The organism is uncultured Subdoligranulum sp., assembly GCF_963931595.1.
Lineage (GTDB): Bacteria > Bacillota > Clostridia > Oscillospirales > Ruminococcaceae > Gemmiger.
Map to the genome: position 1 here is coordinate 843,650 of NZ_OZ007030.1, position 11,660 is coordinate 855,309.

Sequence of the window (11,660 nt, forward strand, 5' to 3'; positions counted from 1 at the left end):
TAAAAATGGCTACTGCGAACAACGAATTCTTTGATGCCCTGGCTGCGCTGGAAAAGGAGCGCGGTCTGCCGGAAGATTACCTGATCGAGAAGATCAAGGCAGCCATCGTTATTGCCGTGAAGAAGGACTACGAGGTGGAAGACGACAACGTGGTGGTGGATATCGACCCGGAGATCGGTGCTTTCCGTGCCAGCCTGCTGCGCGACATCGTGGAAGAAGTGGAGAACCCCCACACCCAGGTCAGCCTGGAGGAGGCCCAGAAGGTCCGCAAGAGCTATCGGGTGGGCCAGCGGATGGTCACCCAGCTCAAGACCAAGGAGTTCGGCCGCATTGCTGCGCAGACCGCCAAGCATGTGATCCGTCAGGGTCTGCGGGAAGGCGAGCGCAACCTGCAGTGCAGCGAGATGCAGTCCCGTGCCCACGAACTCATCACGGCCACGGTGGTTTCCATTGATCCCGAGCGCGGCAATATCGTGCTGGATCTGGGCAAGGGCGGCAGCGCCGTGCTGCCCCGCAACGAGCAGGTCCCCGGTGAGACCTTCCATGAGGGCGAGACCGTGCAGGTCTACGTGGTGGATGTGCTGGCCACCGACCGTGGTCCCCGCGTGACGATCAGCCGGACCCATCCCGGCCTGGTCAAGCGGATGTTCGAGCTGGAAGTGCCGGAGATCTATGACGGCACCGTGGAGATCAAGGCCATCGCCCGTGAGGCCGGTGCCCGCACCAAGCTGGCGGTCTGGAGCAAGAACCCCGACGTGGATCCTGTGGGTGCCTGCATCGGTGCCCGGGGTGCCCGTGTGGAGAAGATCGTCCAGGAGCTGGGCGGCGAGAAGATCGATGTCATCCGCTGGAGCGAGGACATCACCGAGTTCATCTCGGCGGCGCTGTCGCCGGCCAAGGTGGTCAAGGTGGAGCTGCTTCCCGGCGAGACCAAGAGCTGCCGCGTGACGGTGCCGGATCACCAGCTGAGCCTGGCCATCGGCAACAAGGGACAGAATGTACGTCTGTGCGCGCATCTGACCGGTTACAATATTGATATCCGCCCTGAGTCCGGTTACTACGGCGAGGACGAGGAATAAAAGAAAACGACCCGGGTGCCTTTGCCCCGGATTCCAAGGGAAAAGAGGTCGGCTACTTGCAGCAGCAAAAGCAAAAAAAGATCCCGGTGCGCCGTTGCGTGGGCTGTAATGCCCAGCGTCCCAAGCGCGAGCTGGTGCGCGTTGTGCGCAGCCCGGAAGGCGAGATCAGCATTGATCTGCGCGGCAAGGCCCCGGGACGGGGGGCATATCTCTGCCCGTCCGCCGCATGCCTGGCGAAAGCCCGCAAAGCCAAGCGGCTGGAGCGCACGTTTGAGGTCCCCATCCCCGGGGAAATCTACGATCGCCTGACCGAGGAGATCCAATGCGCGGAACAAAGTGCAAAGGAGGCGGCAGAGCATGGCGAATGATCAACATCCGTTGTTGGGCGCGCTGGGGCTTTGCCGCAAAGCCGGAAAGCTGCTGCACGGGTACGACCGGGTGCAGGAGAATGCCCTGCGCGGTAAGGTGGCGCTGGTCCTGCTTGCCGCAGACGCCAGCGAACGCACCGTGACCCACATGCGCAGCGCCTGTGAGGGCATCGTGGCCTGTGAGCAGATGCCGCTGACCACCGCCGATCTGGCGATGCTCACCCCCAAGCCCGCCGCTGTGTTCGGCATAACGGACGAACACCTTGCGCAGCTGTGCGCAAAACATCTTACCTGATGCAGAGGAGGACCACAGTTTATGGATTTTAAATATAAGATTGCTGATGTTGCCAAGGAGTTCGGCGTGCCCGCCAAGAAGGTCATCGAGACCGTTTCCGCCGTCACGGGGGATGCCTACAAGACGGGCGGAACCTTCGGGGAGAAGGAGCTGAACTTCCTGCTGGAGACGCTGACCCGCGAGAACGCCGAGGCGAGCCTGGACGCGTATCTCGCTAGCGGTGCCAAGAAGGAAGAGCCCAAGCCGGCCCCCAAGGCGGAGGCGAAGAAGCCGGAAGCCAAGAAGCACGAGGCCAAGCGGGAGAACCGCAAGCCCGAGAAGCCGGCGGAGAAGCGCAACGAGAAGCGCGTCACGCTGCAGGAGCTGGCCGCCGATACCGGCATCAAGAAGCCGGTGGCTGCCACCGAGCAGGTGAAGGTCAACCGTGCCCAGGTGTCGGTGGACACCCGCACGGTGGACGTGAACGTGGATAAGTTCAATGCCCGGTATGACGATCTGGCCGACAGCCGCAACATGCCCAACAAGCGCAAGAACCAGCCCACAGGCAAGAAGGAAAAGTTCAACAACCGCAACAACCGCCGCGGCCAGCAGTTCGGCCGCCGCCGCGAGACCGAGGCCGAGCGTCTGCAGCGCATCCAGCTGGAGAAAGCCCGCAATGCCCAGCTGAAGATCTCCATTCCCGACGAGATCACGGTGGGCGAGCTGGCCAGCCGTCTGAAGCAGACCGCCGCCAAGGTGGTTGCCAAGTTCATGCAGATGGGCGAGATGCACGCAGTCTCCGACGTGGTGGACTTCGACACCGCCGCCCTCATCGCCGAGGAATTCCATGCCAAGGTGGAGCATGAAGTCCATGTCTCCATCGAGGAGCGCCTCTTCGTGCAGGAGGAGGACAACGCTGCCGATCTGGTGGAACGTCCCCCGGTCGTGGTGGTCATGGGCCACGTCGACCACGGCAAGACCTCTATCCTGGACGCCATCCGCAAGACCAATGTGACCGCAGGCGAGGCCGGCGGCATCACCCAGGCCATCGGTGCCTACCAGGTCAAGAGCGGCGACAACATCATCACCTTCCTGGATACCCCGGGCCATGAGGCGTTCACCGCCATGCGTGCCCGCGGCGCCAACATGACCGATATCGCGGTCCTGGTGGTGGCGGCCGACGACGGCATCATGCCCCAGACCATCGAGTCCATCAACCATGCCAAGGCGGCCAACGTGAAGCTCATCGTGGCCATCAACAAGATGGATAAACCCACCGCCAACCCCGAGCGCGTGAAGGAACAGCTCACCAAGTACGAGATCGTCCCCGAGGACTGGGGCGGCGACGTGGCCTGCATCCCGGTTTCCGCCCTCACCGGCATGGGTATCTCCGACCTGCTGGAGCGCATCGTGCTGGAAGCGGAAGTCATGGAACTGAAGGCCAACCCCAAGCGCCGCGGCAAGGGCGCTGTGGTGGAAGCCCGTCTGGACAAGGGCCAGGGCCCTGTGGCCACCCTGCTGGTGCAGAACGGTACGCTGCGCAAGGGCGACTGCCTGATCGCCGGTACCGCCGTGGGCCGTGTGCGTACCATGCGGGACGACAAGGGCCGCGAGATCACCGAGGCCGGTCCGTCCACCCCTGTGGAGATCACCGGTCTGACCGAAGTGCCGGAAGCCGGCGAACTGTTCGAGGCGGTTGAGGACGAGAAGCTGGCCCGCGAGCTGGCCGACAAGCGTACCGCCGAGGCCAAGGAACGCCAGTTTGCCGCCTACACCAAGGTCACCCTGGATAACCTGTTCGATCAGATGGCAGCCAACGACATGAAGGAACTGCCCATCGTGGTCAAGGCGGATGTCCAGGGCTCCGCCGAAGCCATCAAGCAGAGCCTGGAGAAGCTCTCCAACGACGAGGTCCGCGTCCGGGTCATCCATGCGGGCGTGGGCGCCATCTCCAAGTCGGATGTCTCGCTGGCCGATGCCTCCAACGCCATCATCATCGGCTTCAACGTCCGCCCCGACGCCATCGCCAAGGCGGAAGCCGAGCAGACCGGCGTGGAAATGCGTATGTACCGCGTCATCTACGATGCCATCAACGATGTTTCCGACGCCATGAAGGGCATGCTGGCCCCCAAGATCCGCGAGGTGGCGCTGGGCGAGGCCCAGGTCCGTCAGGTCTACAAGATCTCCAGCGTGGGCACCGTGGCCGGCTGCCGTGTCACCAGCGGCAAGATCACCCGGGATGCCCAGCTGCGTCTGGTGCGTGACGGCATCGTCATCTGCGAGGATGCCATCGCCAGCCTGAAGCGCTTCAAGGACGATGCCAAGGAAGTGGCCGAGGGCTTCGAGTGCGGCATCACGCTGGCGAAGTTCTCCGACATCAAGGAGGGCGATGTCTTCGAGTGCTTCAAGCTCGAGGAGTACCGCGACTGATTTGTCAATCCGCAGAAAATCCTGCATATAATCGAGGAAAACGATCATGCCAAGCAAAAATCACGGCCGTATGGCACAGGACATGAAGCGGGAACTCATCGCCATCATCGGCGAGATGAAGGACCCGCGTGTGACCGGCGGCCTGCTGACCGTCACGCGGCTGGATGTGACCCCCGACCTGGACCAGGCCAAGGTCTACATCAGCGTGATGGGACGGGAAGGCGGTCCGGAACCGGTGGTCAAGGCGCTGAACAAGGCGTCCGGCCACGTGCGTACCGAAATCAGCCGCCGCATGCACATCCGCAAAGCGCCTCGCTTTGTGTTTGTGGCAGATGAGGGCGCAGCCTATGCTGCCCATATCAACAAGCTGTTGGGGGAACTGGCCGCCAAGGCGGAACCGGCCGCAGAAGACGGTGCGGACAGCGACGACGAATAATCGATGCAGGCGGGCCATGCCCGCCATCCCCAGAAAAGAGGAACTGTATGACGCAATCCGTGGATCATGAGACAGTTGTCTCGCGCCTGCTGAGCGCGGACGAGATCCTGATACTATGCCATAAGAACCCGGACGGTGACACCATCGGTTCGGGCACGGCGCTGTGTCTGGCGCTGCAGAAGCTGGGCAAGACCGCTGCGGTTCTGTGCAGCGATCCCGTTCCGGCCATGTATGCGTTCCTGCCCATCACGGTGTTTGACGGCAGCTTCACGCCCCGTTTTGTGGTGGCGGTGGACGTGGCCGGCATCCAGCTGTTCGGCGACCGCAACAATATGCCCCAGTACGCCGAACATGTAGACCTGTGCATCGACCATCACGGCTCCAACAGCGGCTATGCCTACGAGTCCATGGTGGACGACAGCGCCGCCGCCACGGCGGAGCTGCTGACGGCACTGATCCCCGAGATGGGCGTGGAGATCACGCCCGATATCGCGGCCTGCCTGTACACCGGCATTGCCACCGACACCGGCTGCTTCCGGTTCACCAACACCACGGCGGCCACCCACCGCGCGGCGGCAGCCCTGATTGAGGCGGGCGCCGATGTGGAGAAGCTCAACGAGCGGCTCTTTGAATGCCGCTCCCATGCCCGGATGGCCGCGGAGCGGATGGCGCTGGAAAGCCTGGAATTCTATTATGACAACCGCTGTGCCCTGATCTGCCTGACCTGGGATCAGATCCAGGCGGCCGGCGTGGCGGGTGCCGAACTGGAAGACCTGACCAGCCTGCCCCGCTCCATCGAGGGCGTGGAGGTCGGCCTGACGCTGCGCCAGCAGAAGGACGGCAGCTACAAGATCAGCGTGCGCACCGGCCACGATACCAACGCCTGTAACATTGCGCGGCGTCTGGGCGGCGGGGGCCATCCCCGTGCGGCTGGCTGCGAGATCAGCGGCAATCTGGACAACGCGAAACACGCCATCCTGGATGAAGTGAAAAAGGAACTGGACCGCAGCGCCACCCTGAACGCGGCGGAATCCCAGTCCTGAAAGTAAAGAAAAGGAAACCCCACTATGCAAACGCCAAACGGCATTCTGCCCGTGGACAAACCCGCCGGCTGGACCAGCTTTGATGTGCTGGCCAAGCTGCGCGGCGCCCTGGGCACACGCAAGCTGGGGCACTCGGGCACACTGGATCCCATGGCGACCGGTGTGCTCGCTGTGTTTATCGGCAAGGCCACCTCGGCCGCCGACCGCCAGCTGGATCACGACAAAACCTACGAAGCAACGCTGCGTCTGGGCCAGCGCACCGATACCGGCGATATCACCGGCACCGTGCTGGAGACCACCCCGGTGACGGTGGGGGAGACGGAGCTGCACGCCGTGCTGCCCCGTTTTCTGGGAGAACAGATGCAGCTGCCGCCCATGTACAGCGCCGTGAAGATCAACGGCCAGCCCCTCTACAAGGCGGCCCGCAAGGGCCAGACGGTGGAGCGCACACCCCGCCCCATCACGGTGTACAGCATCGATTACCTGGGCAGCCCGGCACCGGGGGATTACACGCTGCGCATTGCCTGCTCCAAGGGCACCTACATCCGGGTGCTGGCCGAGGATATCGGCACAGCCCTGGGCGTGCCGGCCACGCTGGCTGCGCTGCGCCGTACCCGGGCCGGTGTCTTCACGATCGGCCAGTGCCATACCCTGCCGGAAATTCTGGCGGCGGCCGAGGCCGGCGCGCTGGCGGACAGCGGCTGGATCCTGCCGGTGGAGACCGTTTTCGCACCGCTGCCGGCCCTGACGGTCAACGACGGTGTGAAAGCGCATCTTTTCAACGGCTGTCCCACCAGCCACTATGCAGCCGCCGACGGGCGCTACCGCACCTACGACCAGGCCGGGCAGTTCCTGGGGCTGGCGGCGGTGACGGAGGGCGTGCTGCGGGTGGAAAAACTCTTTTGTGAAAGGAAGGAAAAGGCCGATGCAGATCTATCATGCCATGACGCCGGTGCAGGCCCCGCAGGGGTGCGCGGTGGCGCTGGGATACTTTGACGGCGTACACTGCGGGCACCGGATGGTGCTGGGCAGCGCCGTGCGGTATGCCGCCGAACATGGATTGACGCCGGCCGCCTTCACCTTTGAACTGCCCGGCAACCAGACCCTCAAGGGCGGGCGGATTCTCTCCATGGCGCAAAAGCATGCCCGCATCGAAAGCCTGGGCATCGAACAGTATCTGGAGCCGCCCTTTGAGGCGTTCCGGGACCTCTCGCCGGAGGATTTCGTCCGCAAGGTGCTGGTGGAATGCTTTGGTGCCCGGGCGGTTTTCTGCGGCAACAATTTCACCTTCGGTGCCCGAGCGGCCGGCAATGTGGAGCGGCTGCGCGCTCTCTGCGACCCGCTGGGCATTTCGGTGCAGATCGTGCCCATGGCGCAGTATGGTTCCCAGGCCGTTTCCTCCACCCGCATCCGCGCGGCGCTGGAGGAGGGGCGTCTGGATGACGCCAACGCCATGCTGGGAGCGCCCTATGCCATCGACTGGACCATCACCCACGGCAAGGGCATCGGCACCAGCCGGCTGGGCACTCCTACCGTGAACCAGAACTATCCGCCCGATGCCCTGCAGCCCTGCAGCGGCGTCTATCTGACCCGCATCCGGCTGGAAGGATGCTGGTGGCCCGCTGCCACCGGCATCGGCCGGCGTCCCACGGTGGATGACAGCGCCAACGCGGCCGTCACCTGTGAGACCTACGTGCCGGACTTCTCCGGGGATCTGTACGGCCAGAATCCGGTGCTGGAATTTCACCGGTATTACTGCCCTGTGCGCAAGTTCCGCACGCTGGAAGAACTGTCCCAGCTCATTCACCGCGCGGCGGGGGAGAGCGAGGCCTATTTTGCCGCTCAGACGGTAAAATAATTGGCAAAATACCGCACCCTGCTCTTGTAATTCCGGCGCGGTTGTGCTATACTATTGTCTGCTACCGTGGCCCGGTATGGGGCGTATGCCTCAGATCTGCAGTTACCCTATACTGCGCCATCGGCAAATATTACTTGAAAGAGGTATCTGTTATGAGCCAGAAATCTGCTATCGAAAAGCAGCCCATCATCGCGAAGGCCGCCCTGCATGAGGGCGACACCGGTTCTCCGGAGGTCCAGGTTGCGCTGCTCACCGCGCGCATCAACCACCTGACCGAGCATCTGAAGAGCAACAAGCATGACAACCACAGCCGCCGCGGCCTGTTCAAGATGGTCGGCCGCCGCCGCAATCTGCTGGCCTATCTGCAAAAGAAGGACATCAACCGTTATCGTGCCCTGATCGCTGAGCTGGGTCTGCGCAAGTAATTTTCGCAAAAACGGGCAGGGTGCATATCCGCACCCTGCCCGCTTTTTATTTTTTCCACTGCATGGCTTTCGGCCGGGGATGCCGCCGTTTTGTGCAGTAAATCGAGCATCCAGACATCGGGTCTGGCTGCTGGCTTTATTGCTCAAACCGGGAGCAGACGCGGCCACGGTATAAAAAATCCAAACAGAAGGAGAATCATTCATGGCTTACGAATTTGCTTCCCGCCTGGAAACATTCCCCCACTACCGCAAATTTGAGACGACCTTCGCGGGCCGTCCTTTTGTGGTGGAAACCGGCAAGATGTGTGGCCTGGCCAACGGCAGCGCCATGGTCCGCTATGGCGACACCTGCGTGCTCTGCAACGTGACGATGAGCGAAAAGCCCCGGGAGGGCGTGGATTTCTTCCCCCTGAGCGTGGAGTTTGAGGAGAAGCTCTACGCCGCAGGCCGCATTCCCGGCAGCTTCATGCGCCGCGAAGGCCGCCCCGGCGAGCATGCGATCCTGTCCTCCCGCGTGGTGGACCGTCCCATCCGGCCCCTCTTCCCCAAGGAGATGCGCAACGATGTCTGCGTGACCATGACCGTCATGAGCCTGGACCCCGACAATTCCCCCGAGATCACCGGCATGAACGGCGCTTCGCTGGTCATTGCCATGTCGGACATTCCCTGGAACGGCCCCATCGCCGGCGTGTTTGTCGGCCTGGTGGACGGCCAGATCGTCCTCAACCCCACCAAGGAGCAGCGGGAGCACAGTGACCTGTCCCTGACGCTGGCCGCCAGCGAGGAGAAGATCGTCATGATCGAAGCCGGCGCCAACGAGGTGGACGAGGCCACCATGATGGAGGCCATCAGGGCCGGCCATGCCGAGATCAAGAAGATGCTGGCCTTCATCCGCAGCATCGTGGACGAGATCGGCAAACCCAAGAAGACCTTCACCCCGGTGGAACTGGACCACGGCCTGCTGGCAGATGTCTACGCCAAGCATCTGGACGAAGTCAAAAAGGCAATGGACACCGACGACAAGAATGTGCGTGACGCCGCCCTGCTGCCCATCATGGACGCCATCGCAGAGGAGCATCCCGAGCTGACCGCCGCGGACATCGACCTCATCAGCTACAAGCTGCAGAAAAAGGTGGTCCGCACCTGGCTGCTGGAGGATGGCAAGCGGGTGGACGGCCGCGGCATCAACGAGATCCGTCCGCTGGCTGCCGAAGTGGGCCTGCTGCCCCGTGTGCACGGTTCCGGCATGTTCACCCGCGGCCAGACCCAGGTCCTGACGGTCTGCACGCTGGGCTCCACCAAGGATGCCCAGCTGATGGACGATCTGTCCGACACCCAGTACAAGCGGTACATCCACCACTATAACTTCCCGCCCTACTCGGTGGGCGAGGCCCGGGCACCCCGCAGCCCCGGACGCCGCGAGATCGGCCATGGCAATCTGGCCGAGCGCGCCCTGGTGCCGGTGCTGCCCGACCAGAGCGAGTTCCCCTACACCATCCGCTGCGTCTCCGAGGTGCTCTCCTCCAACGGTTCCACCTCCCAGGCTTCCATCTGCGGTTCCACCCTGGCCCTGATGGATGCCGGCGTGCCCATCAAGGCGCCGGTGGCGGGCATCTCCTGCGGCCTGATCACCGACGGTGACCCGCTGCACGGCGGCCGCTGGATGACCATGTTGGACATCCAGGGCGTGGAGGACTTCCACGGTGACATGGACTTCAAGGTGGGCGGTACCCGCCGCGGCATCACGGCCATCCAGATGGACATCAAGGTGGACGGCCTGACCTACGAGATCGTGGAGGAAGCCCTGGAGAAGTGCCGCAAGGGCCGTCTGTATATCCTGGACGAGATCATCAAGCCGGTCATCGCCGAGCCGCGCAAGGAGCTCTCTCCCTACGCGCCCAAGATGTTCAGCATGATGATTCCCGTGGACAAGATCAAGGATGTCATCGGCAAGGGCGGCAAGGTCATCCAGGAGATGTGCGCCAACTTCAACTGCAAGATCGACATCGAGGAGGACGGCCACGTCTTCATCTCTGCCGTGGATCAGGAGGACGCCAAGCGGGCCATTGCCACCATCAAGACCATTGTGGAGGATCCCGAGATCGGTGCCATCTACAAGGGTCGGGTCACCCGCCTGATGAACTTCGGCGCCTTTGTGGAGATTGCGCCGGGCAAGGAAGGCCTGGTTCACATCTCCAAGCTGGACGATCACCGTGTGGTCCGTGTGGAGGATGTGGTTGCCGTGGGCGATCCCATCTTCGTCATGGTCACCGACATCGATCAGCAGGGACGCATCAACCTGTCCCGCAAGGATGCGCTGGCAGCCATCGCCAAGAAGCGTGCAGCCCAGCAGCAGTAAGCAAAATACAAAAGGAGACCGGCTCCCGCGGGAGCCGGTCTCCTTTTTGTTTGTGTGACAGGGGAGAAATGAATTACTCGTCGGCCAGAACTTCCTTGGTGTCGCGGGCAATCATCAGTTCCTCGTTGGTTTCCACCACAAGCGTGCGGACGCGGGCGCCCCAGGCGGTGATCTCCACCACATCCTTGTGCTGGCTGCGCACACTGCGGTTTTTGTCGGTATCGATGCGGATGCCCAGCCAATCCATGTGATGGCAGATCTTGGCGCGGGACTCATCGTCATGCTCGCCGATGCCGCCGGTGAAGACGATGGCGTCCACACCACCCATAGCGGCGATGTAGCTGCCGATGATCTTCTTGATCTGGTAGTTCAGCATATCCAGGGCCAGCTGTGCGCGTTCATTGCCGTCCTTGGCGGAGGACTCTACGTCACGGATATCGCTGGAAACACCGGAAACGCCCAGCAGACCGGACTTCTTGTTCAGGATCTCATCCAGCTGATGGCCGGTGATATCCAGGGTGTACTTCAGGTAGTTGACCACAGAGGGGTCCAGGTCACCACAGCGGGTGCCCATCATCAGGCCGGCCAGCGGGGTCATGCCCATGGAGGTGTCCACAACCTTGCCCTGGTCGACGGCGGCGATGGAAGAACCGTTGCCCAGATGGCAGGTGATCAGCTTCAGGCGCTCGATGGGCTCCTCCAGGTATTCCGCAGCGCGATGGCTGACGTATTTGTGGCTGGTGCCATGGAAGCCGTAGCGGCGCACGCCGTACTTCTCATAGTACTCGTAGGGAATGGCGTACATGTACGCCTTCGGCGGCATGGTGGAGTGGAAAGCCGTGTCGAAGACAGCGACGTTGGGCTTGTCCTCACCGAAGACCTTGTAGGAGGCCTCGATGCCCAGGATGGCGGCGGGGTTGTGCAGCGGCGCCAGGGGAGAGAGGTCACGGATGGCCTTGATGACATCGGGGGTGATCAGGCAGCTCTTCTTGAACTGCTCGCCGCCGTGGACCACGCGGTGACCGATGGCATCGATCTCGCTGACGCTGTCAATGACTTTGCCGTTGCCGGTGGTCATCTTCTTGACGACTTCGCCGAACGCTTCGGTATGGGTGGGGAAGATTGCAGGCGTCGTGGCCTTCTGACCGTTGGCTTCATGGGTGATCATGCTGCTTTCCATGCCGATACGTTCACACAGGCCTTTGCAGAGCACCTTCTCACCGTCCATATCGATGAGCTGGTACTTCAGGCTCGAAGAACCGCAGTTGATAACCAGAATTTTCATGGGGTATCCTCCTTCAGTGGTGTCAGGGCAAAAGGCCCTTTTCGAGTTACTAAAAATATTATATAATGGGGACACTTGATTTTCAAGGACAATAAACGCAAGA

Annotated in this window: 11 protein-coding genes; 10 read left to right on the forward strand and 1 reads right to left on the reverse strand. The window is 62.3% G+C overall.

Annotated features, from left to right (window positions below):
• The first annotated feature begins 5 nt into the window (after nt 1-5).
• The 10 genes from nusA to ABGT73_RS04040 all read left to right on the forward strand — a co-directional run bounded on the left by nusA (nt 6) and on the right by ABGT73_RS04040 (nt 10,272).
• Nucleotides 6-1,079 carry a transcription termination factor NusA gene (gene nusA, locus ABGT73_RS03995; RefSeq protein WP_346668537.1) on the forward strand — a complete coding sequence of 358 codons (1,074 nt, stop codon included), beginning with the start codon at nt 6-8 and terminating at the stop codon, nt 1,077-1,079.
• A 56-nt stretch (nt 1,080-1,135) separates the two neighbouring features.
• Nucleotides 1,136-1,447, forward strand: coding sequence for an RNase P modulator RnpM (locus ABGT73_RS04000; RefSeq protein WP_300281995.1), 312 nt, complete (start codon nt 1,136-1,138; stop codon nt 1,445-1,447).
• Nucleotides 1,437-1,742, forward strand: a complete 306-nt coding sequence (locus ABGT73_RS04005; protein ID WP_007046645.1) for a ribosomal L7Ae/L30e/S12e/Gadd45 family protein — start codon at nt 1,437-1,439, stop codon at nt 1,740-1,742. The genes ABGT73_RS04000 and ABGT73_RS04005 overlap by 11 nt, the downstream gene beginning before the upstream one ends.
• A gap of 21 nt (nt 1,743-1,763) precedes the next feature.
• Entirely contained in the window at nt 1,764-4,151 is a 2,388-nt protein-coding gene (infB, locus tag ABGT73_RS04010) for a translation initiation factor IF-2 (RefSeq protein WP_346668538.1), read from the forward strand.
• A gap of 46 nt (nt 4,152-4,197) precedes the next feature.
• Nucleotides 4,198-4,587, forward strand: coding sequence for a 30S ribosome-binding factor RbfA (gene rbfA, locus ABGT73_RS04015; protein WP_346668539.1), 390 nt, complete (start codon nt 4,198-4,200; stop codon nt 4,585-4,587).
• Between the two features lie 47 nt (nt 4,588-4,634).
• The gene (locus tag ABGT73_RS04020; RefSeq protein WP_346668540.1) at nt 4,635-5,630 is read left to right on the forward strand and encodes a DHH family phosphoesterase; all 996 of its coding nucleotides are present in this window, start codon (nt 4,635-4,637) and stop codon (nt 5,628-5,630) included.
• Nucleotides 5,631-5,654: 24 nt separating this feature from the next.
• Nucleotides 5,655-6,626 (forward strand): tRNA pseudouridine(55) synthase TruB, encoded by a 972-nt coding sequence (gene truB / locus ABGT73_RS04025; RefSeq protein ID WP_346668541.1) that lies wholly within the window; start codon nt 5,655-5,657, stop codon nt 6,624-6,626.
• A complete protein-coding gene (locus tag ABGT73_RS04030; protein WP_346668542.1) occupies nt 6,556-7,488 on the forward strand; it encodes a riboflavin kinase in 933 nt (310 codons plus the stop codon). The genes truB and ABGT73_RS04030 overlap by 71 nt, the downstream gene beginning before the upstream one ends.
• A gap of 152 nt (nt 7,489-7,640) precedes the next feature.
• Nucleotides 7,641-7,913, forward strand: a complete 273-nt coding sequence (gene rpsO / locus ABGT73_RS04035) for a 30S ribosomal protein S15 (protein ID WP_295338572.1) — start codon at nt 7,641-7,643, stop codon at nt 7,911-7,913.
• A 202-nt stretch (nt 7,914-8,115) separates the two neighbouring features.
• A complete protein-coding gene (locus ABGT73_RS04040; RefSeq protein WP_346668543.1) occupies nt 8,116-10,272 on the forward strand; it encodes a polyribonucleotide nucleotidyltransferase in 2,157 nt (718 codons plus the stop codon).
• Between the two features lie 73 nt (nt 10,273-10,345).
• Here ABGT73_RS04040 and ABGT73_RS04045 read toward each other — a convergent pair whose 3' ends face one another.
• A complete protein-coding gene (locus tag ABGT73_RS04045; RefSeq protein ID WP_346668544.1) occupies nt 10,346-11,557 on the reverse strand; it encodes an acetate kinase in 1,212 nt (403 codons plus the stop codon).
• Nucleotides 11,558-11,660: the final 103 nt, after the last annotated feature.